Origin of the sequence: Synechococcus sp. PROS-7-1 (assembly GCF_014279795.1) — a bacterium.
Taxonomy (GTDB): Bacteria; Cyanobacteriota; Cyanobacteriia; order PCC-6307; family Cyanobiaceae; genus Synechococcus_C.
The window spans coordinates 1,609,720-1,636,627 of sequence record NZ_CP047945.1 but is presented as its reverse complement, the minus strand read 5'-3'; the positions used below and the strand labels follow the sequence as shown (position 1 = coordinate 1,636,627).

Here is a 26,908-nt window from a genome sequence, read left to right as displayed (position 1 = left end):
TCTAAAAACCAAATTTAGGGGTCTTCTCCCTTGTCTGCAGTCGGTTCGTTGCTGCTCTGGTTGGCGGGCTCAAGAAGCGGGCCCATCACCCCGAGCAGGCTATTGAGCAATGTCCGGCTGGTCTGAGCCAGCTCACGAACCTCCTGGAGGGTGCTGGTGATCAGTGGGCGTGAGTCTTTGAGGAGCTGCTGGGCTTCTCTCTCAGCGGCTCGCGTGTCTGCGCTGACTTCACTGACGTTGCGACTCACGCCTTGGAGAGAGTCACGCACCACCGGTGCTGTTGCAGCTGCCTCGCGTTCGATCGTGGCCGTGAGCGTGTTGGTGCTCTGAAGCGTGTTGCGCAGATCGGTAAGGGTGGTGTTGATGTCTCCGTTCTTGGCAGTGAGGTTTGTGGTGTTCTGCAAGGTGGCTTGCAGTTGCTGTTGCGTTGTGGCGAGGTCTTCGAGGGCATCGCTGAGGTTCAAAGGCTCCTCGTAGGTGATGGTGCTGCCATTGAGGGCCTGGGCATCGGCACCGCTCTGGGGATCAGGACTGATGGCGATGAAGCGATCGCCCACGAATCCTTCTTGATCCAACCGGGCGCTGCTGCCTGGGCCAATCAGCCGGGCTTTGCTCTGCTCAATCCGTAATTGCACCTGCACGCGTGCATCAGGTTTGAGCTCCAAGGTCCCCACCTGGCCCACGGGAAACCCGGAGATGCGCACCTCTTCACCGGAGTGCAGACCACTGATGTCGCTGGCAAGTAGGTAAACGTTCACGAACCGGGTGCCCCAGCGCTGTTCACGGGCGAGCCCGACAAGCACGGCAACCAACAGCAAACCACCTGAAACCAGAAACACCAACCGTTCGCGGGGGTGTGCTGGTGCGGTCGCGGGCATTAGAGAACGATTCAGCGGACAAGAGCGTTGAACGCCAACACCCAGACCAGTTTGAGAGCAAGAGCCAGCGTCAGGCCTTCAATCAACAGATTGCTGACAATCAGCGTTTCGCTGCGTCCGCTTCTGAGCGCTGTCAGTGCCCGCCACTGACACCAGGCGCAGATGCAGCCAAGGAACACACCACTGCGCACCAGAGTGCGCAGAAGATCACGGAGTTTGATGCCCGAGAGCAGATCGGTTGCTTCCCGTAGCAGATCTGCCCGTGGTGTCACCAGAACACCGCCAACGATTGCGCTCACAAAAAACATCAGCATCAACAACAAACCCACAAGTGCTGCTGCTGGCACGGACTGCCGCCAGGCTTTCGAACCCTGCTGCACCACGCGATCCAGCCAGCGGGGGAGCAGCAGGGCCATGGCCAACACGCTCACCAGGATGGGGCCGATCAGTTGCAACACCAGCAGAACCAGTAATTGCAGGCTGAAGCGACTGGTCTGGTTCAGAGCACCGGTGGCAAGTTCAATGACCCCGAAGCCCACCACGAATCCCGAGATCAGCACCGGACCGGCGCAGCGCTCACCGTCCTGTTCAGCGATGGGCAAGGTTTTGGTCATTGTGAAGCTGACTGTGCTGTGATCCGATCAGGATCCAAGCAGGCTGTGATCGATCACTGGATCGTGATGCTCAGGAAGCGACACCAGTGAAGCCCCAGAGCTGGCCTCGTCGTTGCTCTGGGGCACAAGTGAATCGTCTCTTTGGGCATCGGGATCGTTGCTTTCCATGCTGAGGGGGTCATCGCTATCTGACACCGTGGATGGCCCGTGGCTGTTGCCATTGGCATGGCTGTTGTCATTCTCCTGCGGATCGAGGAAGACATCGTTGGTGCTCACCACAGGCACCTCTTGTGGATCCCCGGTAGGAGATCGATCAGTGGTGCTGACGTCGTTGCTTGATCCGCTGACTTGGTGAGCGTCGCTAACAGCTTCACTCTGAAATGCCATGACAGCAGCGTAAAGATCGTCACCACTGACAGGCTCGTCATGCGCAACGCTGCTTGGCACTGGTGGCGCCGGAGGGGGGGCTGGATTGCCAGTTGATGTTGATACAGCACTCGATGTCAAATTGGCCCCTCCCACATCCAGGGGAATGGATCCTCCTTGGCTGCCATCTTGATCTTCGAAACCCAGTTGGATCTGGGGCGGTTGTTGTGGGTCATAGGCAAGTCCTTCCTGGAAGCTCCATGTGCCCTTCCCTGTCTGGGGATTCATCAAGACTTCCAGGTTGCCCCATGGGGTTGATTCCTGGAATTGATCAAGGAGTCCATCACCATCGGTGTCGGTTCCAATGAAGGCGTTGTGTTGGGCGAGGCCGCCGATCGAGAGCAGCAAGGAACCACCCATCACATCAGCGCCGTCCACTTGGAAGGCTCCTTGATGCACTCCAGGTGCCGGACTGGCCTGTCCGGCAAAGAGCGGAACGCCTGTAATGCTGGCCGTTCCATCGGCAACGTTAAATCCGAATGTCGTGGCAACCTGATGGCCTTGTCCATCACCGGCCTGAACTTCAAACCCTTGAAGATCAAGACTGCCCTGGTGGTTGAGATCATGCAGCAGGTTGATCTGCACTTGAACCACGCCGCTGCTGTGGGCCTGAATGGCACCGTGGGGCATGAGATGGAGCCGAACGGTATCCACCGAAGTGCCATTCTCGTTAACACTGCCAATGAGATCTCCCGTTCCCTGCTCAACCCGCCAGTGGGGGATTCCCGCGATCGGTTGGTTTCCAAACTGAGCAGGCAGGGCAAGGGCCAGATCCGTGATGGGTAGATCTCCCGCTTGAAGATTCAGATTCTGAACACTGCTGCTCTGATAACCGCTTCCTTGTTCACCGACGATCACGGCAGGGGGTTGAGCACCAACGCTGGGTCCATCGGTGTGGCCATGCACGGTCACATTCAATGCATGCTGTTGACTCTTGACCTGGCCATCACTCACTTCAATCATGGTGCTAATTGGAAGTACATCTCCATCATTAAGGGCCGATACCTGGGGATTGGCATTGTTCAATTTGAACGACCATTTTCCCGAAGTGCGATTCATTTGAAAGATGCCTTCAGCGAGAACGAGTTCGCTGATACCACCTCCAATGTCATGACCGTGGACGAGATTAAAACTGAGCTTATCTTGATCAACATCAGTTGCATTGACCTGGCCTTGGGTTATTAGGGTGCTGGCTGTGCCATCTTCATCGACACGTCCCGCGAATGCGTTGCTTCCATTGCTGAAGATCGGCGCATCATTCTCGGGAGTGACGAGCATTGAGGCGGTTTGTTTCACACTGCCGCCATTTCCATCCGTCACGTTGTATTGGAACTGAACTGAGCCATTGAAATCTGCAGCTGGCTTGAAGAGATACTGCCCAGGGTGCTGTGGATCGGCGCTTATGGATCCAGCCTGGGAAGGGTCAACACTGATGGAGGTGATGGAGAGGCTGTCGCCATCAGGATCGGTGATCCCAGCCAGTAGTTCCTGGGATGTGATTATGCGAGTTTGATCTTCATGGCCCGGCAGCACTGGGAAGCCGCTGATGTGTGCTTGGTCAATCACTGGCCCATCGTTTTTGCCAACAATCGTCACCGTGATCGTGCGGGCAGCAGTGCCGTCAACGGAATGAAGCACGAAGCTGTCGGTTACAGTCCTGCCGGCTGGTAAGGCAGCGATCCGCGAGTCACCTGGGATGAGCTGGTAACTCCAGTTTCCGTCACCATCCACGCTGAACATGCCATAGCCATTGGCTGAAGATCCAGTCTCCGTTTGGGTATGGCCTGCCTCGCTCTTGTCGCGATCTTGAACGGAAATGGTTCCACTCGTTTGTAATCCGGTTTGGGTATCGAGTGTTGCGCTCGCAGCTCCGATGATCTTGGCTGGATCATTGGACCCCAGGATTTGAATCTGCAGGTCATAGCCGGTGCCGTCCTTGCTTTCTAAATGAATGGTTTCTGTGAGGTGCTCGTTTTTGGCAAGGCCTTGCACCGTATCTTGGCCATTTTCTTGGAGAACATAGGTCCACTGCCCATCCTGGGTGAGTGTTAGATAGCCGAAGGTTCCCTGGATATTATTGCTGGCGCGGAACTTCTCGTCGCTGGCTCCGTCATCATCGTGAATGTTCAGATGACCCTGCAGGATTGGTGCTGCGGATCCACCTTGATCTTCTGTGACTTGTGGATTGCTGGGGCGATCCAGCGTAATCACAGCCGCATCCTGTAAAGCAGCAACCTTAATTTCGGTGCTTCCTGATACCTGTGCACCTTGAGAGTCTTGTACTGTAAATTGAATATGAGCCTGCCCGTTGAAATTCTGTGCTGGTGTAAAGATGTAAGTTCCGCTGTTCGTTGGTTTCTCCATAATGCTCCCTTCGGCAGGGGCTACAGTGGGTGTTCCCACAATGGAAAGTTGATCGTGATTGGTGGCTATATCAACATCAGTGCACATCATCAGGAGATCCGCAGCGGTAAAAGTTTTTGCTACTTCTTCATCGGTATGTCCAAGGCCAGCCTTGGCCAGTTGAGCATCGATAATCGGATTGTCATTCACTGCATCGAGCCTGGCGGTGATTGTGACTACACCTGATTTTTCTTGGCCATCGGTCACGCGGTAACTGAAACTGAATGTGCTTCCGTCCGTGTTGACATTCGCATTGGGATGAAAAGTAATATGCCTCTTGCCATCGTCTGTGAAATGCCCCAGGGAGGGATCGCTGAGTTGCAGATCTACAATCCCAAGTCTGTCGTGGTCTAGGTCTGTGGCGCCAGCCTGACTCAGTAAGTCAGCTATATTTAGTACGATGTCTTTGTCTTCTGTGAAGAGATTTTGAGGGATGAGATTGACTTGTGTGACGCTGACTGTGGGTGGGTGATTCTGTGTGTTCCCGGTAAGTTGTATTTCGATGTGTCCTGATGTTGACGCTCCATGATGGTCGCTGACCACAATCGGGATATGGAGTGTTTGTGATTGCCCGGGTGGCAGCGGCGGTAGTTGGGATTGACTGGGATCAAAACTCCAATTTCCGCTCTGATCAATCTGGAAGCCAGCCAAGCCATGCGGAAAAAGACTGGGATCCAGGGCTCCTAGTGCATAGCTCAGTTGATCATGTGCGTCAGGATCAAAGGCATTCACGCTGCCATTGGCGAGGGGATGGCTCTGGCTCATATCAACGGTGGCAGAGCTCACACCGGTGATGACTGGCGCATCATTGGTGCCAATTACTTGGATCTCCAAATGTTGTTTGATTTCACTGCCATCGCGTTCGTGTAAAACAAAAGATTCCTTCACAACTTGACTTTGGTCAAGTGCGTCAAGTTTCTGGTTGTGTGTGAACAATTCATAGTGATATGTGCCATTGGGTTCTAGTTTTAGTACGCCATATTGGCCCATCAATCCGTTCTCTCCGTTGAAGCTATGCTGACCGTCATCAGGGTCCTTAAGGGTCACCGTGCCGCTGCATTTTCGATGATCAACGTTCGGGTCATCCTCTGTCACGCTCAGCAGTTTTCCCATGTTTAGTTGTCCTGGATCATCCAGGCCATGGATCGTGATTTTCTGCTGATAGCGAGTTCCATCAGTGGTTTCTATCGTGAACCAATGATGCTCGCTTTTCCCTGCATTGAGGTGTTGCAATTTCGCGTAGTCAGGCGTGAAAGTCCAGTGACCATTGGAGTCAACATGGAAGACACCCACGTTGGGAAGGGTGGTCGTCCCGTTCTTGAATCCGATTATTTGATGTGTTCCGGGATCTATGGCCTGTAGTTGACCACTTCCCTCTCCTGAAACCGGTAGAGTCGGGTCGATCTTGCTTGGATCAAGGTCTTCATAGGCATCCTGATGCTGAACATCTCGGATCAGTGCTGGTGGCTTCAGTCCACTCGGCAAGCTCGGGTCAAAGTGGAATGACGCGTTGGCAGGATTTCCTGCATCCTGTCCGTCTGTCAATTGATAGTGAATATTGATATGACCAACAGTCTGATAGTTTGGATTAGGCTCAAAATGGTAATGACCATTGCCAAGATCTTGGATCGTCCCTTGATTCGAGGGCACCGAGGGAATTGCAGCTAAAGCGATCATGGTATTAGGGCTATCCACATCGTTACTGCCTGCGATCAGATCCTTGGCCGTAAAGTCAAATCCGCCTTTGCCTGTGCTTCCTAGCCAATGATGAATCGCATGCGGTGCATCGTTGACGGGGTCAACTTGAAGATTGACTGTGCTGGACACCTTCTCTTTGCCATCCGTCACTAAAAATTGGATCTGAATCGTTCCACTGAAATTGTGTGCGGGTACAAACTCGTAGTTGCCATTGCCGTCTTGGATTAGATGCCCAGCATGTTGAAGATCTGCGGCAGTGTGGCCAGGCCAGTTGAGCTTTGCTCCAATTACATGCAAGTTCGATTGATCTGTAGTATCTGGATCTTGAGCATGGATGTGGGTCAGCAAATCTTGATTGCTGAAGTGAAGACTTCCGCTTCCTGTGCTACTGCCGTGGATCCAGGTGTTGGGGTTATGACTACCTCCATCCTCTTGCCCGATGACCAAGGGTTGGGTCACGGTTTGCACGGTGGGTGCATCGTTACGCCCCTCTACCTGGATGTGGTATTCAACCTTGACTGGGTTGTGATTGCCATCGCTCACCAGTAGGACAACTTTCTTGTCGAGGATTTCACCCGTTCCAAGGTAACCATATTGCGATGGATCAAAACTCCAGCTCCCATCAGGTTGAACTGTTAGGCCTGGAATCGGATGATTATTCGGATCGAGGCTGAATGTTGGGTTTTCACCTAGATCGACGTCAGTTGCGAGGAAATGACCAGATTGGGGGCCCCCATCTTCATTCGTGATCAGATCTGCGATGGGAGCAACGACAGGAAGATCGTTGGTTCCTCGGATTTGGATGGTCACTGTGTGGGTGGTGCCATCGGCAGAGTGCACCTCGAAGCTGTCAGTCAGTTGTTGCCCAGCCGCTAACTGATTGACAGCTGGATTTGCACTATCGAGCTCATAAACCCACTGGCCAGTGCTATCAATGTGTGCCGTGCCATATTGATGTGCCGACAATATCGTTGATTGGCCCCTGAAGTGATCTTCGCCTTTGTCAACATCCGACACCTGCAGTTGTCCGTTGCAGCTGCTGGCAGGTCCTTGATTGACTTCGGTAACGGTGTGGTCTTTTGCTTGGTCCGTAATAATCGCCACATCTTGTTGTTGCGTCACTTCTACTGAGGCCGTCTTGGTCACAGTCGCCCCAGAGGGGTCCTGCACTTTGAATTGAATCTGAACTTTTTGGCCAGCATGGTCTGGACTGTTCCAATTTGCTGCAGGTTGGAAGACCCAGGTATTAGCGGTCTTATCAAAGTTCAGGCTCCCTAGTGTTGGGTCGGTCAGCATCACGCTGCCAGGCTCGATGATCAAATTCTGATTATCTGCTCGGTCGACGTCTTGAGCCTTGCTACCGCGAAGTAAATCCTCTTCGGTGAAGCTCAGTGAGGTGTCTTCGACGATTGGCTGGAAGTGGATATCCAAGGCTGTCGGTCTATCGTTAACCGCGTTCACATGCATTGAGGCCTGGAATGTTGTTGTCGTGGTTCCATCATCCACCTTGAGTGCTAAGGCAATGCCATTTCCTTGATGCTCGTCGCTGTTCCAGTTTCGTGGCAGATGAATTTGGTATTGTCCGTTTCCAAGTGGGGTGATCCGGCATCGACTCGTTGAACTCGTCAGATCCGTGATGTGGAGGTGAGTGCGCTGGTCGACGTCTGTGATTCCCAACTGTTTGAGAAGTTCGGTTTCTGAAATCGTTACTCTCTGATCCTCATTCACCGCTTGGAGATCCCTATGCTGGGCCGTAGGGATGTCGTTCTCCCCTGTCACGCGCAAGTTCAGATGTTGGATGGGCGATGTGGCTTGGTGCTCATCCACTGCCACCACGTAGATGTTGAGATCCTTGTGCTCGCCGGGGTTCAGGTTTTGGTAGGCGGAATCTGTTGGGTCAAAGCTCCAGGTGCCGGTCTGGCTATCGAAGTGGAAGCCAGCTGGTGCAGTGCTGGGATGACCATTCTGGTCAACCAGCTCGTAATGGATCACAGCTTGATGGTCAACATCCTGACCTTGGATCTGGCCTCTCAGGCCATTATTGCTGTCTTCGCTGACTGTTTGGATCGCAGGTGAAATATGGAGTGTCGGTGCATCATTGGTTCCCTCAATGAGGATCGTGAGTTGATGGCTGGTTCCATCCTGGCTGTGCACCGTGATCTGCTCTGTCAGCTTTTCCGTAGGGTTCAAAGCATCGACTTGAGGATCACTACTACCACTCTTCAGTTGATAGGTCCAGGTTCCATCGGGCTTTATGACCAGAGTGCCGTGGCTGCCTGGAATTCTTTCACCGAGGAACTGACTTTCGTTCTTATCGGCGTCGACAACATTCAGCTGGCCGCTGACTCTTCTGGTTTGATCCTCAATGGCGGTTTGCTGAGGCCCATCGGTGAAGACAGGTTTGTCTTCACCGCCATTGAGAATAATGCGCCAATTGTGACTGGTTACAGATTGCTGATGCCCGTCAGTCACGGTCATCCGGAAGTTTTCTTGCTGATGCTCGCCATGATGGAGAGATTCCACCTTCGCATGATCGGGGATGTATTCATAGGCACCTGTCTTGCTGTTCAGATAGGCGGTCCCGTAGCTTCCCGCCTTCATCAGGTCAAAGTGGGTGCCATTGAGGTCAAAGCTGCCGCTCTGGCTCCCCCGGATTCCGTAGACGAGTGCTTGCTGCTCGTTGTCGTCGAAGTCTTGGCTCTTCAGATTGCCACTTAAGCCGCTTGTTTGTTCTTGATTCGCCTGCCCTTGTCCTTCTAGTTCTGTGAGCACCCCTCTTGTGATTGCATTCAGCGTCGGCTTGTCGTTGGTGCCAGTGAGATGGATGGTGAGGAGTTTTTGTTGGGATGCGCTTTGTGAATCAGTGACCTGGAGGTTGACGAGGATGTCTTGCTGTTGGCCTTCTTGGAGATGGTTGTAGGCGGAGTGGCTTGGATCGAAGGACCAGGAGCCCTTGGGATCGATGGCAAAGCCATCGGGTAGAGATTGCCCGCTGGCGAGAGAGAAGGAGAGTTGATCGCCAGTATCAGGGTCTGTGGCGTTCAGTTGTCCTTGGATTTGGGGACCATCTTCTTTCGCGTTGGCATCGGTGATGGATTGAAGAGTGGGCCCATCATTGGTGCCAGTGAGATGGATGGTGAGGAGTTTTTGTTGGGATGCGCCTTGTGAATCAGTGACCTGGAGGTTGACGAGGATGTCTTGCTGTTGGCCTTCTTGGAGATGGTTGTAGGCGGAGTGGCTTGGATCGAAGGACCAGGAGCCCTTGGGATCGATGGCAAAGCCATCGGGTAGAGATTGCCCGCTGGCGAGAGAGAAGGAGAGTTGATCGCCAGTATCAGGATCAGTGGCGTTCAGTTGTCCTTGGATTTGGGGACCATCTTCTTTCGCGTTGGCATCGGTGATGGATTGAAGAGTGGGCCCATCATTGGTGCCAGTGAGATGGATGGTGAGGAGTTTTTGTTGGGATGCGCCTTGTGAATCAGTGACCTGGAGGTTGACGAGGATGTCTTGCTGTTGGCCTTCTTGGAGATGGTTGTAGGCGGAGTGGCTTGGATCGAAGGACCAGGAGCCCTTGGGATCGATGGCAAAGCCATCGGGTAGAGATTGCCCGCTGGCGAGAGAGAAGGAGAGTTGATCGCCAGTATCAGGATCAGTGGCGTTCAGTTGTCCTTGGATTTGGGGACCATCTTCTTTCGCGTTGGCATCGGTGATGGATTGAAGAGTGGGCCCATCATTGGTGCCAGTGAGATGGATGGTGAGGAGTTTTTGTTGGGATGCGCCTTGTGAATCAGTGACCTGGAGGTTGACGAGGATGTCTTGCTGTTGGCCTTCTTGGAGATGGTTGTAGGCGGAGTGGCTTGGATCGAAGGACCAGGAGCCCTTGGGATCGATGGCAAAGCCATCGGGTAGAGATTGCCCGCTGGCGAGAGAGAAGGAGAGTTGATCGCCAGTATCAGGATCAGTGGCGTTCAGTTGTCCTTGGATTTGGGGACCATCTTCTTTCGCGTTGGCATCGGTGATGGATTGAAGAGTGGGCCCATCATTGGTGCCAGTGAGATGGATGGTGAGGAGTTTTTGTTGGGATGCGCCTTGTGAATCAGTGACCTGGAGGTTGACGAGGATGTCTTGCTGTTGGCCTTCTTGGAGATGGTTGTAGGCGGAGTGGCTTGGATCGAAGGACCAGGAGCCCTTGGGATCGATGGCAAAGCCATCGGGTAGAGATTGCCCGCTGGCGAGAGAGAAGGAGAGTTGATCGCCAGTATCAGGATCAGTGGCGTTCAGTTGTCCTTGGATTTGGGGACCATCTTCTTTCGCGTTGGCATCGGTGATGGATTGAAGAGTGGGCCCATCATTGGTGCCAGTGAGATGGATGGTGAGGAGTTTTTGTTGGGATGCGCCTTGTGAATCAGTGACCTGGAGGTTGACGAGGATGTCTTGCTGTTGGCCTTCTTGGAGATGGTTGTAGGCGGAGTGGCTTGGATCGAAGGACCAGGAGCCCTTGGGATCGATGGCAAAGCCATCGGGTAGAGATTGCCCGCTGGCGAGAGAGAAGGAGAGTTGATCGCCAGTATCAGGATCAGTGGCGTTCAGTTGTCCTTGGATTTGGGGACCATCTTCTTTCGCGTTGGCATCGGTGATGGATTGAAGAGTGGGCCCATCATTGGTGCCAGTGAGATGGATGGTGAGGAGTTTTTGTTGGGATGCGCCTTGTGAATCAGTGACCTGGAGGTTGACGAGGATGTCTTGCTGTTGGCCTTCTTGGAGATGGTTGTAGGCGGAGTGGCTTGGATCGAAGGACCAGGAGCCCTTGGGATCGATGGCAAAGCCATCGGGTAGAGATTGCCCGCTGGCGAGAGAGAAGGAGAGTTGATCGCCAGTATCAGGATCAGTGGCGTTCAGTTGTCCTTGGATTTGGGGACCATCTTCTTTCGCGTTGGCATCGGTGATGGATTGAAGAGTGGGCCCATCATTGGTGCCAGTGAGATGGATGGTGAGGAGTTTTTGTTGGGATGCGCCTTGTGAATCAGTGACCTGGAGGTTGACGAGGATGTCTTGCTGTTGGCCTTCTTGGAGATGGTTGTAGGCGGAGTGGCTTGGATCGAAGGACCAGGAGCCCTTGGGATCGATGGCAAAGCCATCGGGTAGAGATTGCCCGCTGGCGAGAGAGAAGGAGAGTTGATCGCCAGTATCAGGATCAGTGGCGTTCAGTTGTCCTTGGATTTGGGGACCATCTTCTTTCGCGTTGGCATCGGTGATGGATTGAAGAGTGGGCCCATCATTGGTGCCGGTGAGATTGATGGTGAGCTGCTGCTGAGAGGAGCCGCCGTGGGGATCGGTGACCTGGAGGTTGACGAGGATTTGTTGCTGTTGCCCTTGGTGGAGATGGTTGTAAGTGGGGTTTTTGGGATCAAAGGACCAGGAACCATCGGGATTGATGGCAAAGCCTGCTGGGAGATTATGAGGTGATACGGCTGAAATAATCAGAGATGCTTGAGGATCATCAGGATCAGTGACCGTCAGTTGACCACTGCGAATCGCGCCACCTTCAATTGCTGGATAGACCAGTGTGGAGCTGAATACTGGCTTGTCGTTAATCGATGTGACGTTGAGGGAGAGTGTTGATTGATCGGTGGAAGAGCCGTCGGTGACGGTGTAGTGAATGGAAGGGACAGGTCCATTCCAATTTTGATCCGGAGTGAATGAGTAGGAGCCTGAGGAGTCGAGAGAGAAGGATCCGACGCCTGGGATATTGGCAGTTTGTCCTGGAGTGAATTGTCCAGGCAGACCATCGATGGAGAAATCTTGGATGGAGACGGGCCCATCTGGTGAAGAGGTGCCTGTGAGGAGATTTCCAGCGATGGAGGAATCTTCTTTCAACGACGCAGATTCATCTGCATCATTGAAAGGATCATCAACGGGAGTGACGTTGAGGGAGAGTGTTGATTGATCGGTGGAAGAGCCGTCAGTGACGGTGTAGTGAATGGAAGGGACAGGTCCATTCCAATTTTGATCCGGAGTGAATGAGTAGGAGCCTGAGGAGTCGAGAGAGAAGGATCCGACGCCTGGGATATTGGCAGTTTGTCCTGGAGTGAATTGTCCAGGCAGACCATCGATGGAGAAATCTTGGATGGAGACGGGCCCATCTGGTGAAGAGGTGCCTGTGAGGAGATTTCCAGCGATGGAGGAATCTTCTTTCAACGACGCAGATTCATCTGCATCATTGAAAGGATCATCAACGGGAGTGACGTTGAGGGAGAGTGTTGATTGATCGGTGGAAGAGCCGTCGGTGACGGTGTAGTGAATGGAAGGGACAGGTCCATTCCAATTTTGATCCGGAGTGAATGAGTAGGAGCCTGAGGAGTCGAGAGAGAAGGATCCGACGCCTGGGATATTGGCAGTTTGTCCTGGAGTGAATTGTCCAGGCAGACCATCGATGGAGAAATCTTGGATGGAGACGGGCCCATCTGGTGAAGAGGTGCCTGTGAGGAGATTTCCAGCGATGGAGGAATCTTCTTTCAACGACGCAGATTCATCTGCATCATTGAAAGGATCATCAACGGGAGTGACGTTGAGGGAGAGTGTGGATTGATCGGTGGACGAGCCGTCGGTGACGGTGTAGTGAATGGAAGGGACAGGTCCATTCCAATTTTGATCCGGAGTGAATGAGTAGGAGCCTGAGGAGTCGAGAGAGAAGGATCCGACGCCTGGGATATTGGCAGTTTGTCCTGGAGTGAATTGTCCAGGCAGACCATCGATGGAGAAATCTTGGATGGAGACGGGCCCATCTGGTGAAGAGGTGCCTGTGAGGAGATTTCCAGCGATGGAGGAATCTTCTTTCAACGACGCAGATTCATCTGCATCAGAGAAGCCATGCTGAGAGTGAGAGCTCCATGGGGGAATTCTCAAGGGATTATTAACAACATTTGAATTATTTTTGTTTACTGCATTATCCGTGATATGGGGTGGTAGGTCAGAGGAGTGTTGCTCCCTAAAAATTGTGCTTTGCGATGATGAGCGATTGTCCTTGTCGTCTATCTCCTTGTCTTGGTCAAGCCTTGATTCGTTAGTGAACTTACTTTGTTTAGAACTTGTTGTTGGATTTTCAGAATTATTTTGGTCTGTCTCACTGCTGTCGATGCGTTTGTCTGCAAATCCAATAGTTGAGGAAGCATTGGCTGCAGAGTGTTCGCTTGTTGGCTGTTCAGTATTCGAGTTGGGCTCTGAAGACTTTGTCTCAGTTCCCTTGGCAGGGGCGTCAAAGTTTGCTGCAGCAAGGTTCTGGCGGGAGCCACTTATATCTTTGCTCTCAAGACTTTCGCTGAGATTAAGAGAGCTGCGTTCAAAAGCGCTGGATTGAATTGAGGGTAATTCTTCGCTGTGTTGGGGTAGGCCGGTTGTTTCGTTGCTTTGTGAGGTTGCCTTCTCTTTGATATCGCTGGGTTTGCTCTCGGCTTCGTAAGCTTCCCGGGACCCGCTATGGAGATTTTCAAGCCCCAGTCGTCTTTTAATGCGATCTACCAATGTCCCGTTGTTGGTTGCCTGGGTGGCTGCGCTCTTGGAGGACTCCTCTGTTCCCGGTCCACCCTCAGCATTCTCAGATCCTGGAGCTCCTGCTCCAGCGGCCTGACTGTTTGGCGTTTCATTGAATGGGTCCATACCACAGAAGAACCGACGCTAGCCCTCAACCTATTTGCTTCCAAGCGCTTTGGCACTAGTCCGTTCGGTTATGAAAAGCCTGCCAAATTGGTTGAATGGCACTACCTTTTGGGAATTGACGCAACGCAGTTGTGGGTGCGAGTCACCAAGCTTCGGCCGCTCCATCGATCCAAGCCAGGATTCATGCATTGAGCTCTGGTTGGCAAGGCAGGGATTTGATTTCGCTGGTTGCGGCCACGATTGTCATCAATCTGATCGTGCTCGCGATTCCGCTTTATATCAATCGGATTTACACCTCAGTTGTTCCTGAGCAGGCGGGAGACAGTCTTGCAGGGATCACGCTTGTACTGGCTTGCGTCCTTGTTCTTGACGTTGTGCTGAAGGGGATCCGTGCCTGGGTGTTGTCATGGCTAGCCGCTTCGACGGAGCATCGTTTGCGAATGGAGGCTGTTCGTGCCGTACTGGGTGCTTCCTCGCAAGCCGTTGGTCAGCAGCCCCTCAAGGCCAGGATGGCCCAGTTGCGAAGTCCAACATCGCTTCGTAATTACTTAGAGCAGCAATGGATCGTGCGTTATGTCGACTTGCCGTTCTCGCTTCTCTATCTCATTGTTCTTGGTGTCATCGGAGGTTGGCTGTTTTTGCCGCCACTGCTTTTAGCCCCGATCTTTGTGATACTGGCAAATAGTTCTGTACGTGAAATCGTTCAAAGTACTCGTTTGCATCACGATCTGGAGGTCGGACGTAATCAGCTTGTGGTCAACGGGTTGGGGTTATCTTCTACGATAAAAACTCTGAATCTAGAAGGATTTTTGATTCGCCGTCTGGAGCCTCTGCAGGAAAGATTAAGTCAGAGTACTTTTCGGCAAGAGTCATCAACTGCAAAGTTGCAGAATCTTTCGGCATTGTTTTCTCAGCTGAACCAACTCTTGATTGTGAGTATTGGAGGTTGGTTGGTGATCAACCAAGACCTCACGACCGGTGCTCTTGCCGCCTGCACACTCCTTAGTGGTCAAGTCACAGCCCCATTGGGCAAGCTTTTTTCTGCTGACGGTCAGAGAGCCGCGTATCAGCAGTCGTCTCTGGATTTACAGCAGTTACTCGATCTTCCTCAAGAGAAAAATCTTCTCGTTGGGTGTGATGAGCGACCAGTGGATACAACACTGCATTTCGCTGGTCAAGACTTACGGCCAAGTGAGGCAATGCTTTTGCTGGGTGGTCATGCCGGTCAATCCACCGCACTTTTGAATGCGATGGAAGCAGCAACGACTGATTCTCCTTACGAGCTTCGCGTTGGTGGTGAATTGTTATCGACCTTTCGTAAAACTTGGTTGAGACGTCATTTGGTGCGCCTCAAATCAGACCCTCAGCCTTTTCGGGGAACACTCTTGGAGTCGCTCACAGGCTTTGAAGTCAACAGCCGTGCATCTGATGCTGTTGCACTTTGTGAATTGCATGGTGTTGCGAGCGATATTAAAAACCTACCCATGGGCTATGACACCATCATTGGAGAAATGCAGGATTATCCATTGTCTGCTGGCTTGCGCTTTCGCATGGGTGTGATTCAGGCCCTTCTCGATAAACCTTTTGCTCTGTATCTCGATGGCACCTTCCCGAAAATTGGTATTGAATCCCTGAATTGGTTGTTAGGCCTTGATGTTGATTGTGCTCGTTTGATTGCCTTGCAGAGTGCACCGTCTCAATTGCCATCCTCGATCCGTCGCGTCTGCTGGAAGGGAGATCGACTCGTGGAGGTTCAAGCATGATCAGTCGAAATGAGTTTTTTCAGCTTCTGGCCTCCAGCGAATCTCCAGCAGCGAGGTTATTGCCTGAACTGCTGCAGGGGCTCTCTTGGATAGGAGAGCCTGTTCAGCTGCGCAATGCCCTGAGTGGTACTCCCCAGCATATGGATGATGTTGATCTTTTGAACACCATGGCCAACCTTGGTTTTCGTTGGGATGTCAGTCGTCTCCGTGGTGTATTGACGCCCAGTCAGTTGCCTCCTCTGGACTTCCCGGTTTTGGTTTGTAGGCAGCATCGTAGAGAATTTCTACTGATTAATAATCAACAAGAGCTGGTCGATGCATTACCCCGACTTCGCCGCTTGTTCGTCTTCAGCTTTAGGTTTGAGCCGCAAAATCTTGCAGAGCAAAAGCAGTGGTTTCAGGCACAGGTTCTTCGTTTCCGTGGCAGTATTGCTGAGCTTTATGTATTGTCTCTTTTTATCACTCTGCTTGGTCTAGTTCTACCCTTCTACATACGGGCTGTTTACAACTTGGAAATTCCTGGTGGACAGGTGAGTGATCTCTTTGGTTTATTGCCCTTTGCCGCATTGGCTGTGATCCTGCAGATGTGGTTAACTCAGCGTCGTCAAGCCCGACTGGCTGATCTTGGCGCTGAACTGGACATCACGATCTGTATTCGTGTCCTTGAGAAGTTGATGTGTTTAAGGCTTCCTCAACTTGAGAGGTACACACCTCTTTCTTTGGCGAGTCGGCTCAGGGGATTTCAGGGACTTCGTGCGTATGTTACCGGGCCCCTGGCTCAGGCAACATTGGATCTCCCTTTCATCGGTATTTATTTGATTGCAATTGGCTTGATGAGTGTCCCCCTGATGGTGCTCACTCTTGCCATGGTATTGATCTGTTTTGGTGGCATTTATATTGTTGGTAGAGCTGCCCGCGCTGTTCAGAAACCTCTAACTCGTAATCCTTCAAATTTAGAACCTTTGCTCCTTGATTTGCTTGATCATCATGAGCGTATTAAGCGCACTGGAATGGAGAGAATCTGGCATGCAAAGATTGAGCGTGCATCCAGTGAAGCTGTTATTCAGGGTCTCGCTCCTTTGAGACTTCAGCAGTTGCTGTCGATTCTTACTGGTGAATTTTCTCAATTAACAGGTGCCCTGGTTCTGGCAACTGGGGCTGGATTAGCGATTGCCGGCGGTAGTGGCATTCAACTTGGGACGATGATTGCGGCAATGTTTTTTGTCTGGCGTGTTTTCAGGCCTATTCAGATGGGATATCAAGCCTTAAGCCGTTGGTCTCAAATTAAGCCTAATTTTGATCAACTTAATCGTTTAATGGCTGCAACGGATGTGGAGACAAAAACATCGACAAGCCAGCGGTGGGTGCTGCCATTGCCGCGTGGTGCTTTGGAACTCAAGAATGTAACACTGCGATTAAGTGCGCTTCAAGATCCAGCATTGATACAAGCTAGTTTTAGTGTTGATGCTGGCACGTTGGTTGTACTGTCTGGGCCTGAGGGCGCAGGCACGTCATCAGTTCTCCGTCTACTCGATAGTCAATTAAAGCCAGGCAGTGGGTTGATTCTCTTTGATGGCTCTGATTCTCGTCAGTTTCCATTGTCCCAGCTGCGCGAAGCGATTGACTATTTACCGGAAAAGCCTGGGCTTTTTAGTGCAAGTCTCAGAGAAAACATGCTCATCGTTGATCCTTTCGCTACCGACGATGCGATTAAAGAGGTTCTTTTGGCAGTGGGTCTCGGAGATTTGCTTCTAGGCTCTGGCTTGGATCGCCTTGTGAGTAGTCAGGGGCCCAACGCGTTGCCGATCTATCAGGTTCAGGCAATTTCTATAGCACGTTTGTTTTTAAGGCGTTCCTCGATATTATTAATGGATGACCCCTTTAGAAACTTGGATACGGTGGGAGCAACTTCATTGTGCCAGCTTTTGAGACAACGGCGTGGCTCTGGGACCACAATTGTGGCATCTGATGATCCACAGCTTCTTCAGATTGCTGATCAAATTATTTTATTGAAGGCTGGTTGTGTGGCCTTTTCAGGTTCACCTCAAGATCTTCTCGAAACTCAGAAAAAGGCTCAGATGCAGTCAATTCCAAAGGCTTCATCAGGTGGTCATTCCTTTGCGGTCTAAGCCTCAACCTTTTTAGTTTTCACCATCCATCCAAATCATGTCTCTCTCATCCCCCAATCCAAGTTCGCTTGGTCAGCCTGATCCTCCCGATGCCAATGACATCTCTCTTTGGCAAATGCAGGCTGATGAAACGGACCAGGCCTTTGGGCATGGACGACGGGCTGAGGCTTTGTCTCTAGAGGCAGGTCAGGTTCCTCCAAATTTGTTGCGATGGCTTCTGGGTTCAACAGTTGTTTTCGCAAGTTCAATAGTGGTTTCTGCGCTGATTCCTATTCAGAACTACGTCATTGCCTCTGGTGAGATTGAGCCAGCAGGCGATGTTCAAAAAGTCCAGCATCTTGAGGGAGGCATTATTCGTGCACAGCTTGTTGAGGAAGGAGAGCGTGTTCGTAAAGGTGAGATTCTTCTGAAGCTTGCAGAGGGTGAAATCGGTTCTCAAGAACAACAAACTGCAACCCGGATTACCAATCTCACCTTGGAGCAGCGTGAATTACGTAAGGCTCTTGGACAGGATCCGATGAATGGCGATCAGCGCACGCCGTCTAAACCGTCTGCGGAGGTCGAGAAAGCTTTCGCTGATCTTCTTGATCAGAAGGCGAAGGATATTCAACGCCAGATTTTGATTGCTGATCAACGGCTTGCCACTTTGCAGGCCAAGCGCCGAGAATACCTTGATGAGGTTGCTTTGCTCAAAGAGCAAACGAAGGCCTATGAATCGCTCGACAAAGCCGGTGCGATTGCTCACAACGATGTGCTGGAAGCCGAACGTCGGATTGCTTCAACTGAAACGCTTTTGGCAGAGTTGGATGGAACCATTCAAGAAACGCAAACCCAGCGTCTTGAGTTGCGTTCAAAATTGCGAACCGACATTTTTGAACAACTTGCTGATGTAACCAGTGAAAAGGCGGAGCTCCAAAGTGTGCTTGGTCAGCAGCTTGATGAGGTCGAGCGCTTGCAGGTGCGTTCCCCTGTTGATGGCATTGTTAAGAGCTACACAGTCAATACCTTGGGTGGTGTGATTGCACCTGGGAGTGTTGTTGCTGAGGTGGTTCCTGTGGGTGACGAGCTGGAAGGATTTTTACGTGTCAAGCCTGCTGATATCGGCAATGTCTCTGTCGGCCAAAGAGTAGAGATGAAAGTTCAGGCCTACGACTACAGCCGATTCGGCACTGTGCCAGGCTATGTGAAATCGATTTCAGCTGGAACCTTTCAGGATGAAAAAACAGGTGAACCTTATTACAAGGTTCGTGCAAGGCTCGATCGTGATTTCGCAGGTAAAGACAAAAGCAAGAATCTGCTCGTTCCAGGAATGACCCTCACGGCTGACATTTTGACTGATCGTACAAACCTGTTTCTGTATTTATTGGGGCCAATTCGTCGTGGTTTCGGCGACGCTTTCCGCGAGTAAGTTTTGTTTGTTTGCACTTGTTAGTGCACTCATGTGAGGTCGCGGTTATTGCCATTCATGTTGCTGTTGGTGTCATAGGTCACCATCTGAATCTCATTCGATCCATCCGTCGGTTTCGCGAGCTGGAGGACTACATCGCCAGATTTGCTGGGGCCCGGCTTCAGCGTCAGCCTGACCACGCTTTCATCGCTCTCGTCGATGCCATTCAAAGCACGTCCCCATTGCACACGATCGGGTTCCACTGTGTGCGCATCAAGGATGGCACGTCCTGCCGTACTGTTCGCTCGCTAGCGGCCCAGCTCAATGTTGTCCGTGGCCCAGTTCTAAGGTTTTACAGTGTTTGATTGATCCTTTGACGCCCACCGCACTTGCAGTGTGTAGGCACCCTCCCTGTTGAAGCGAATGCCGCTGGCTGTGTTTATGCGCTGGTAGGTCTTTCCCTGTTCTGTGTTCGGGAAATGGAAGGCCCAATGGTGAAACGCACATCCACGTTCCCCTGGCGTTGGCTGAAACGGAAGGGTCCTGTCTCCACCGGTATGGTGTGATCGTGCCGGCTGAGCCAACAGGTGGCCTGGGTGCTGTCGGCTTGTGCCGGTGTCCATTCAGCCAATGGGCTAAGTGCTCCCAGTGCGAGTCACTGGCCTGCCCGAAGGATCTGAACTTGCATCCGAATGGATTTCATTGGTGCCACCGGCTCATCATCATCGTGCTTATTCTGTTTGTCCTCTTGAGTGCAGGTCATTTTTTGGTCTTGGAGTGATCATCGGTGACGTCTTTTAATCGATCGCTATCTCGATTCCGCACTCCAGCACTGATGCTCAAAATCCATTATTGCCTTCAAACTCTTTGAGATATTGGAAGAGCTTTGTGAAAAAAGGAATCATCCAGAAGATGATGCCCACAATCGATGCCCAGGCAATCCACGTTAAAAGCACGGCAACAATGCCTGTGCCCGAATCGCCCTCGTAAAAATGATTCAAGGCCAGTGGCCAACCGAAGGCGAGTAGAGCACTTTTCACCAAGGCATGCTTTTCAGCTTTGGTCATCAGGACAGAGCCGTTGACTCAACTGTTAGCAAAATTTTGCTAACTCTGCTTGTGCAAACGTTTCGCTCTTCCTTGATTCGATGAGACTCCGCACCATCGTTGGCCGCTTGGCGGCGCTCGCAGGGGTTGGTGCTGTTGTAGTGATCGGCGCCGCTTTCTCTCTGAGCTTTGCCTATCGGCATGCCGTTCAGAATTTTGAACCGGCCCAACCGGCGACGGCGGGTGACACCACCCGTAGTCAATGAGCCAATCCAATAAAAAACCCCCGCCTTGCGGCAGGGGCTGAATGACGATCGTTGGGAATGAATCCGTGGATCAGTCGAGGTCGGGCATAGCCAGCGTGGGCTCGGCCTGACGGTCGATGCCTTTTTCAAAACCGGCAGCAGCAGCACGGGCGCGGCCCGCATGCCAGAGGTGACCGATCAAGAAGAAGAAGGCCAGGATGAACTGCGTGGCAGCCAACCATTGGCGGATGTTCACGAAGTTCACCGAGTTGGGCTCGGTGATGATGCCGCCCACGGAGTTGATCGACGCGTTAGGTGCGTGGGTCATGTACTCAGCGGCACGACGCACCTGCCAGGGCTGGATGTCGTTCTGCAGCTTGTCGAGGCTCAGACCATTGGGGCCACGCAGGGGCTCCAGCCAGGGACCACGGAAGTCCCAGAAACGCATGGTTTCGCCACCGAAGATGATTTCACCGGTGGGTGAGCGCATCAGGTACTTGCCCAGGCCGGTGGGGCCCATGGCGGAACCGATGTTGGCGCCGAGGCGCTGGTCACGCACCAGGAAGGTGAAGCTCTGGGCCTGGGAGGCTTCGGCGTTGGTGGGGCCGTAGAACTCCGAGGGATAAGCGGTGTTGTTGAACCAGATGTAAGCCGAGGCGATGAAGCTCATGAAGCTCAGGGCGCCGAGGCTGTAGCTCAGGTAAGCCTCACCGTTCCAGATGAAGGCGCGACGCACCCAGCCGAAAGGCTTGGTGATCACGTGCCAGATGCCACCGAAGATCAGGGTCAGACCCAACCAGATGTGGCCACCGATGATGTCCTCCATGGAGTTCACACCGATGATCCAGCCCTCGCCGCCGAAGGGGGCGCGGAACAGATAACCGAAGATCACGCCAGGATCCAGGGTGGGGTTGGTGATCAGACGCACATCACCACCGCCGGGGGCCCAGGTGTCGTAGACGCCGCCGAAGAACATGGCCTTGAAGACCAGCAGCAGGCAGCCGACGCCCAGAAGGATCAGGTGATAACCAATGATGTTGGTCATCTGGTTCTTGTCACGCCAGTCCTGAGAGAAGAACGTGGAGTAGTTCTCGAGAATTTCAGGACCACGCAGGGCGTGATAGAGGCCGCCGAGGCCGAGCACGGCGGAGCTGATCAGGTGCAGCACACCCACCACGAAGAAGGGGTAGAGATCGGTGACCTCACCACCAGGTCCTACGCCGTAACCGAGGGTTGCGACGTGGGGGAACAGGATCAGGCCCTGCTCGTACATGGGCTTGTCGAAGGTGAAGTGGCTCACCTCGAACAGCATCATGGCGCCGGCCCAGAACACCATCAGACCAGCGTGGGCCACGTGGGCACCCAGCAGACGGCCGGACAGGTTGATCAGGCGGGCATTTCCAGACCACCAGGCGTAGCCGGTGGAGTCGAGGTCTTTACCGCCAGTGGCGATAAGACCGGAATTAAAGGGCGTTTCCACGGGGCAGAACCTCTTCAGGGAAGACGAAGTTTTCGTGCGGCTGGTCAGCCGGTGCCATCCAGGCACGCAGACCTTCATTGAGAAGGATGTTCTTGGTGTAGAAGGTCTCGAATTCGGGATCTTCTGCAGCGCGGATTTCCTGCGACACGAAGTCGTAGGCGCGCAGGTTGAGGGCCAGGCCGATGATGCCGATGGAGCTGGTCCACAGGCCCATCACAGGCACGAACAGCATGAAGAAGTGCAGCCAGCGCTTGTTGGAGAACGCAATTCCGAAGATCTGGCTCCAGAAGCGGTTGGCGGTGACCATGGAATAGGTCTCTTCTTCCTGAGTGGGCTCGAACGCCTTGAAGGTGTTGGCCTGCTCGCCGTCCTCAAACAGGGTGTTTTCCACGGTGGCGCCGTGAATGGCACACAGCAGTGCGCCGCCGAGGATGCCGGCCACGCCCATCATGTGGAAGGGGTTCAGGGTCCAGTTGTGGAAGCCCTGGAGGAAGAGGAGGAAGCGGAAGATCGCAGCCACACCGAAGGAGGGCGCGAAGAACCAGCTGCTCTGGCCGAGGGGGTACATCAGGAAGACGCTGACGAACACCGCAATCGGACCGGAGAAGGCGATGGCGTTGTAAGGGCGGATGCCCACCAGACGAGCAATCTCGAACTGACGGAGCATGAAGCCGATCAGAGCGAAGGCGCCGTGGAGTGCCACGAAGGCCCAGAGGCCGCCGAGCTGACACCAGCGAACGAAGTCGCCCTGGGCCTCAGGTCCCCAGAGAAGAAGCAGGCTGTGACCCATCGCATCAGCGGGGGTGGACACAGCAGCGGTGAGGAAGTTGCAACCTTCCAGGTACGACGAGGCAATGCCGTGGGTGTACCAGGAGGTGACAAAGGTGGTGCCAGTGAGCCAGCCACCGATGGCCAGATAGGCCGTTGGGAAGAGAAGAATGCCGGACCAGCCGACAAATACGAAGCGGTCGCGCTTGAGCCAGTCATCGAGGACGTCAAACCATCCCCGCTGTGGCGCGCGTCCTACAGCGATCGTCATGAGAGGAGAACGGTGCGGTTACCCGCAGGCTGTGGGATACCTGGCGACCTTAACAATCTCAACGGGGTCTGCGGGGCTGATCGCCCACAGCTGAAATCCGTTGTATCGGAGCGTTTCTTTCCTCTTTCTTTCGTTTTTCCGGGTCCTTTTGTGGCAGGTCTTGCACGTGCCGTCCGCGCAACGGCATCAGCGTTCACAATGTGCGCTGTTTCCAGGCTTCGATGGCCGCTGAACTGCTCGAACAGCCGGTGCTGGGATCGCGCCGCCTGTCCAACATCCTGGTTGCTGCCATGGTCACCATCGGCGGAGTGGGTTTCCTGTTCGCCTCCTTGTCCAGTTATCTCGGTCGGGACCTGCTGCCCCTAGGACATCCGGCCGGGTTGGTGTTTGTCCCGCAAGGGCTGGTGATGGGTCTTTACAGCATTGCTGCAGCCCTTCTGGCCACATACCTCTGGGCGGTGATCGCCATCGATGTGGGATCGGGCTCCAACCGCTTCGACAAGCAGGCCGGGGTGATCACGATCTCCCGCCGTGGATTCCGCAAGCCGATCAGCGTTGAAATTCCTTTGAAGGATGTTCAGGCTGTGAAGGTGGAAGTGCGCGATGGTTTCAACACGCGCAGGCGCGTGTCCTTGCGCGTGCAGGGCCGGCGCGACATGCCGCTCACCCGCGTGGGAGAACCTCTCCCCCTCGCCCAGCTGGAGCAGGATGGAGCCGAACTCGCCCGGTTTCTGGGCGTGAATCTCGAGGGACTCTGATCGCACCATGCTCCACCGTACATTTCGCGCTCTGATCACCCTGGCGCTCTGCGTTCCTCTGTTGGTGAGCTGTGCCACCACCACCACCGCCTCTGTTCCGGATGGGTGTGAGCAGGCCTCGAGCCCCTGCCTTCAGGGCAAGGCCAGCGTTGCTATGGAGACCAGCCGCGGAACGATCACCCTTGAGCTGGATGGCAATGCGGCTCCGGTTACGGCCGGCAATTTTGTGGATCTGGTGAAGCGCGGCACTTACAACGGCACCGTGTTTCATCGCGTTGTGAGGGAGCCCGTTCCGTTTGTGGTGCAGGGAGGCGATCCTGCCTCGAGCAATCCCCAAACGCCCAAGGCTCAATACGGCAACGGCAGCTTCATCGATCCTGAGAGCGGCCAGGCCCGCTTCATTCCCCTGGAGGTGGCGTTTGACGGTGAGGATCAACCCCGCTACGGGCGCGTGGTGAGCAACCCCAGCGAACTGCTGAAGCTGAAGCTCAGTCATGCCCGCGGCGCCCTGGCCATGGCCCGATCCCAGTCACCGGATTCTGCGAGCGCGCAGTTCTACATCGCCTTGAAGCCCCTGCCAGAACTGGATGGTCGCTACGCCGTCTTCGGCCGAGTCACCGAGGGCATGGACGTGGTGGATGCCATCCGTCAGGACGACAAGATCATCAAAGCCACCCTGCTCACGCCTGGGCTCTGATCTAAAAGCCTCGATCTCAGGCCGGAACCCGCCCGCCTGAGATCGAGGCTTTGAGAAGTTCCGTGTTCACACCTGAGGCACGTTCCAAGGCGACCTTCCCTGTGCGCGCGATTTCCTGAATGCCATAGGGAGCCATCAAGCGTTCAAGCGCCACCAGTTTTCCTGGATCGCCCACAACCTCCAGGGTGAGGGCGTCGTCGGCCACATCCACCACCTTGGCCCGGAAAACCTGCACCAGCTCGAGAATGGCGCTGCGCTGACTGGCGGGTGCCGACACCTTCATCAACATCAGTTCCCGTTCCACTGCGGGGCGCTGGGACAGATCGAGCACCTGCAGAACATTCACCAGCTTGTCCAGCTGTTTGGTCATCTGCTGGAGGGTCTGCTGATCGCCCTCCACCACCATCGTCAGCCGCGAGTGTCCCTCCGCCTCCGCAGGGCCCACGGCCAAGCTGTCGATATTGAAGCCTCGCCGGGCGAACAAACCGGCAATGCGGCTGAGGGCACCGGATTCGTCTTCCACCAGAACCGACAGGGTGTGCTTCATGCCTGTTGCTCGATCCTGGGTGCGTGTTCGTGTCCCAAATTACGGTCCAGCCAGTGCAGCAGCTCCTGATGAAACCGTTCGGGGGTTTCGTCATGGGGGCAATGGCCACTGTTCTCCACCACCTTGAGCTCAATCCAGGGGTGTTCGGTCTGCACACGTTCACCGATGAGCAACGGCACGAAGCGATCGTCACGTCCCCAGAGCAACAGCACGGGTGGGGGCTGCGGGCTTTGGCGCAGCTGCTGCAGCAGGGCCGGTGCCGTGGCGCCTCTTGGGCGCAGGGCCATGCCGACGCTCATCGCCCGCAGCGCTCTGGGTGCCGTGCGTCGTCGCGCTGGCTGAGCGATCAGGCGCTGCAGTTCCCGGTCCATGCCGATGGGACGGTTGTAGGCCCCTTGTAGTCCTGCCTTGAGCAGTGGCGTGCGACTGATGAACGGCACCACCAGCTCCAGCGGCAGCAACCTGCACAGCACCGTCACGATGGCGCGCCTGAGTCGCCTCGCCCCTCGCTTTTGTCGTAAGGCGACCGGGTTGATCAGCGCTGGGTCCGGCAGGGGGGCGGCGGCCACCGCTGCCACCAGTCGGGGGGCCAGCACGGCGGTGGTGAGAGCGGTCAGACCGCCCAGGGAGTTGCCCACCAGCACCGCCGGTGACTGCACCACCTGTTCGAGAAAGGCGGCCAGTTGCCGTCCCCACAAGCGGTTGTCGAGGGCCATCCGGCGCTGAAGGCCAGGCTGGTCAGAGCGGCCGAAGCCGATCAGATCCAAGCCATACACGCGGTAGCCAGCGTCAGCCAGAGGGCCGGCGTTGTGACGCCAGTGGCTGCTGCTGGCGCCGAAGCCGTGCAGCAGAACGACTGCAGGGGCGCTTCTGGCGCCGAGAACGCGCCAGTGGCACTGGAATCCCTGCCATGTCCAGGTGGCCGCATCGCCCCAGTCAGCACCGGTGGAGGCAGGCTGGAGGGTGGTTGCAGGCACGCGGCTGGACTCCCAGGATCCTCACTATCGCGAAGGCGCGGCCTGTTTGCAGACGGGATCGGGCTTCTTCCGGGTGCAGTCCCGCCCGTCCCGGGACTTGTCTGTTCTTCTGGCTGCCCATCAGGCCACCCGGGCCGAGGGGCCCCAGCACTGGCTGGACCTGATGGCCGGTTGCGGCATTCGTGGCTTGCGCTGGGGGCTGGAAAGCGCGCCCCAGTCGCCGCACCCGCTGGCGCTCTGGCTGAATGACGCCGATCCCGAGCGCATGGACTCCCTCCAGGCCAATCTCAAGCCGCTGTCTGGCCACGCCGGCGTGGACCTCGCGCTCAGCCAACAGCCTGCCGAACGTTTGCTGCGGCAGGCCTATCTCGATCAGCGCCGTTTCGATCTGATTGATCTCGATGCCTTTGGTTGCCCGAACGGGCTGTTGCAGTCGGCACTGGCGGTGCTGCGCTTCGGTGGGGTGTTGATCCTCGCCAGCACCGATGGTCGCTCGCCCACAGGCCATGACCGGGTGGCCGCTGTGCGGCGGTTTGCTGCGGCAGCACGGGCCCATCCATCCAGCTGGGAGTTGGCCTTGCGGCTGCAACTTGCAGCGTTAGCGCGGGAGGCCTGGATGTTGGGCCGAGGGCTTGAACCGCTGGCTTGCTTCAGCGATGGGCGAACCTTCCGCTTGGCTGTGCGCCTGCATCGCCGTGTTGGTGCGGATGAGGAAGGCAGCCTGGGCCTCCTCGCCCGCTGCGAACACTGCGGTGATCAAGCCGTTCAGCCTGTGCTGAAGCTCAGCGGCTGGCGGGCCTGCTCTTGCTTGTCTGAGGTGGGGCGCTGGGCGGTGTCGGGGCCACTCTGGCTGGGTCCATTGCAGTCCCCGGCGCTGCTGCAGGAGCTGCTCACCCTGAGTGAAGCCATGCCCCACTCCCTGGCGCCCCCCAGCCGGCGGCTGCTCGAGCGCTTGCAGGCGGATCCGGGGTTACCGGTGTGTTGCTGGTCCACCGATGAGCTGGCGCAACGCCTCGGGCTTGCCGGCCCGCCTCCCTTGCACAGGCTTGTGCAGGCGCTGCAGGGGGATGGCTATTGGGCTGGCGTCAGTGGCGTGATGGCCGGGCAGCTACGCACGGATGCGCCATGGAAGGTGTTGTTACAACGGTGTGCCGATCTGGCCTGA

At 54.7% G+C, this 26,908-nt stretch carries 16 protein-coding genes; 7 read left to right on the top strand and 9 right to left on the bottom strand.

Annotation, left to right across the window (positions count from 1 at the left end):
* Window positions 1-14: 14 nt before the first annotated feature.
* Genes SynPROS71_RS08890 through SynPROS71_RS08880 form a run of 3 tightly spaced genes read right to left on the bottom strand, consistent with a single transcriptional unit; the run spans window position 15 to window position 13,675 of the window.
* Window positions 15-878 (bottom strand): MlaD family protein, encoded by an 864-nt coding sequence (locus tag SynPROS71_RS08890; protein WP_186594562.1) that lies wholly within the window; start codon window positions 876-878, stop codon window positions 15-17.
* Window positions 879-889: 11 nt separating this feature from the next.
* On the bottom strand, window positions 890-1,492 hold the full coding sequence (locus SynPROS71_RS08885) for a hypothetical protein (protein WP_186594560.1): 603 nt from the start codon (window positions 1,490-1,492) through the stop codon (window positions 890-892).
* A 27-nt stretch (window positions 1,493-1,519) separates the two neighbouring features.
* Complete coding sequence (locus SynPROS71_RS08880; RefSeq protein ID WP_186594559.1) at window positions 1,520-13,675, bottom strand: VCBS domain-containing protein; 12,156 nt, start codon at window positions 13,673-13,675, stop codon at window positions 1,520-1,522.
* A 131-nt stretch (window positions 13,676-13,806) separates the two neighbouring features.
* On the opposite strand from SynPROS71_RS08880, the gene SynPROS71_RS08875 reads away from it, so the two are divergent.
* Genes SynPROS71_RS08875 through SynPROS71_RS08865 form a run of 3 tightly spaced genes read left to right on the top strand, consistent with a single transcriptional unit; the run spans window position 13,807 to window position 18,975 of the window.
* The gene (locus SynPROS71_RS08875; protein ID WP_186594558.1) at window positions 13,807-15,438 is read left to right on the top strand and encodes an ABC transporter transmembrane domain-containing protein; all 1,632 of its coding nucleotides are present in this window, start codon (window positions 13,807-13,809) and stop codon (window positions 15,436-15,438) included.
* On the top strand, window positions 15,435-17,567 hold the full coding sequence (locus SynPROS71_RS08870) for an ATP-binding cassette domain-containing protein (protein ID WP_186594557.1): 2,133 nt from the start codon (window positions 15,435-15,437) through the stop codon (window positions 17,565-17,567). The genes SynPROS71_RS08875 and SynPROS71_RS08870 overlap by 4 nt, the downstream gene beginning before the upstream one ends.
* Before the next feature lie 37 nt (window positions 17,568-17,604).
* Window positions 17,605-18,975, top strand: a complete 1,371-nt coding sequence (locus tag SynPROS71_RS08865) for an HlyD family type I secretion periplasmic adaptor subunit (protein WP_186594556.1) — start codon at window positions 17,605-17,607, stop codon at window positions 18,973-18,975.
* Between the two features lie 29 nt (window positions 18,976-19,004).
* On the opposite strand, the gene SynPROS71_RS08860 is transcribed toward SynPROS71_RS08865, so the two are convergent.
* On the bottom strand, window positions 19,005-19,217 hold the full coding sequence (locus SynPROS71_RS08860) for a hypothetical protein (protein WP_186594555.1): 213 nt from the start codon (window positions 19,215-19,217) through the stop codon (window positions 19,005-19,007).
* Between the two features lie 576 nt (window positions 19,218-19,793).
* Window positions 19,794-20,021, bottom strand: a complete 228-nt coding sequence (locus SynPROS71_RS08855) for a hypothetical protein (RefSeq protein ID WP_011933548.1) — start codon at window positions 20,019-20,021, stop codon at window positions 19,794-19,796.
* 80 nt (window positions 20,022-20,101) lie between these two features.
* On the opposite strand from SynPROS71_RS08855, the gene SynPROS71_RS08850 reads away from it, so the two are divergent.
* Entirely contained in the window at window positions 20,102-20,266 is a 165-nt protein-coding gene (locus tag SynPROS71_RS08850; RefSeq protein ID WP_186594554.1) for a hypothetical protein, read from the top strand.
* A 70-nt stretch (window positions 20,267-20,336) separates the two neighbouring features.
* On the opposite strand, the gene psbC is transcribed toward SynPROS71_RS08850, so the two are convergent.
* The gene (gene psbC, locus SynPROS71_RS08845; RefSeq protein ID WP_011933546.1) at window positions 20,337-21,725 is read right to left on the bottom strand and encodes a photosystem II reaction center protein CP43; all 1,389 of its coding nucleotides are present in this window, start codon (window positions 21,723-21,725) and stop codon (window positions 20,337-20,339) included.
* Complete coding sequence (psbD, locus tag SynPROS71_RS08840; RefSeq protein WP_006041823.1) at window positions 21,709-22,764, bottom strand: photosystem II D2 protein (photosystem q(a) protein); 1,056 nt, start codon at window positions 22,762-22,764, stop codon at window positions 21,709-21,711. The genes psbC and psbD overlap by 17 nt, the downstream gene beginning before the upstream one ends.
* A 221-nt stretch (window positions 22,765-22,985) precedes the next feature.
* Between psbD and SynPROS71_RS08835 the strand changes: the two genes are divergently transcribed.
* Both SynPROS71_RS08835 and SynPROS71_RS08830 read left to right on the top strand, forming a co-directional pair.
* A complete protein-coding gene (locus tag SynPROS71_RS08835; RefSeq protein WP_011933545.1) occupies window positions 22,986-23,522 on the top strand; it encodes a photosystem I assembly protein Ycf4 in 537 nt (178 codons plus the stop codon).
* Between the two features lie 7 nt (window positions 23,523-23,529).
* Complete coding sequence (locus SynPROS71_RS08830) at window positions 23,530-24,219, top strand: peptidylprolyl isomerase (RefSeq protein ID WP_186594553.1); 690 nt, start codon at window positions 23,530-23,532, stop codon at window positions 24,217-24,219.
* Between the two features lie 16 nt (window positions 24,220-24,235).
* Here SynPROS71_RS08830 and ilvN read toward each other — a convergent pair whose 3' ends face one another.
* On the bottom strand, window positions 24,236-24,766 hold the full coding sequence (gene ilvN / locus SynPROS71_RS08825) for an acetolactate synthase small subunit (RefSeq protein ID WP_186594551.1): 531 nt from the start codon (window positions 24,764-24,766) through the stop codon (window positions 24,236-24,238).
* Window positions 24,763-25,743: an alpha/beta fold hydrolase gene (locus SynPROS71_RS08820; RefSeq protein ID WP_186594543.1), complete on the bottom strand. Its 981-nt coding sequence runs from the start codon at window positions 25,741-25,743 to the stop codon at window positions 24,763-24,765. Before SynPROS71_RS08820 ends, ilvN begins: the two co-directional genes overlap by 4 nt.
* Between SynPROS71_RS08820 and SynPROS71_RS08815 the strand changes: the two genes are divergently transcribed.
* Entirely contained in the window at window positions 25,730-26,908 is a 1,179-nt protein-coding gene (locus SynPROS71_RS08815) for a N2,N2-dimethylguanosine tRNA methyltransferase (RefSeq protein WP_255442077.1), read from the top strand. The two genes, SynPROS71_RS08820 and SynPROS71_RS08815, sit on opposite strands and share 14 nt — an antisense overlap.

Excerpts from the sequence above, each read along its gene's own strand:
- SynPROS71_RS08835 (WP_011933545.1), top strand. The coding sequence starts at position 22,986 with ATGGCCGCTGAACTGCTCGAACAGCCGGTGCTGGGATCGCGCCGCCTG.
- SynPROS71_RS08890 (WP_186594562.1), bottom strand. The coding sequence starts at position 878 with ATGCCCGCGACCGCACCAGCACACCCCCGCGAACGGTTGGTGTTTCTG.
- SynPROS71_RS08880 (WP_186594559.1), bottom strand. The coding sequence starts at position 13,675 with ATGGACCCATTCAATGAAACGCCAAACAGTCAGGCCGCTGGAGCAGGA.
- SynPROS71_RS08850 (WP_186594554.1), top strand. The coding sequence starts at position 20,102 with ATGAGACTCCGCACCATCGTTGGCCGCTTGGCGGCGCTCGCAGGGGTT.
- psbD (WP_006041823.1), bottom strand. The coding sequence starts at position 22,764 with ATGACGATCGCTGTAGGACGCGCGCCACAGCGGGGATGGTTTGACGTC.
- SynPROS71_RS08885 (WP_186594560.1), bottom strand. The coding sequence starts at position 1,492 with ATGACCAAAACCTTGCCCATCGCTGAACAGGACGGTGAGCGCTGCGCC.
- SynPROS71_RS08830 (WP_186594553.1), top strand. The coding sequence starts at position 23,530 with ATGCTCCACCGTACATTTCGCGCTCTGATCACCCTGGCGCTCTGCGTT.
- ilvN (WP_186594551.1), bottom strand. The coding sequence starts at position 24,766 with ATGAAGCACACCCTGTCGGTTCTGGTGGAAGACGAATCCGGTGCCCTC.
- SynPROS71_RS08855 (WP_011933548.1), bottom strand. The coding sequence starts at position 20,021 with ATGACCAAAGCTGAAAAGCATGCCTTGGTGAAAAGTGCTCTACTCGCC.
- SynPROS71_RS08870 (WP_186594557.1), top strand. The coding sequence starts at position 15,435 with ATGATCAGTCGAAATGAGTTTTTTCAGCTTCTGGCCTCCAGCGAATCT.
- SynPROS71_RS08865 (WP_186594556.1), top strand. The coding sequence starts at position 17,605 with ATGTCTCTCTCATCCCCCAATCCAAGTTCGCTTGGTCAGCCTGATCCT.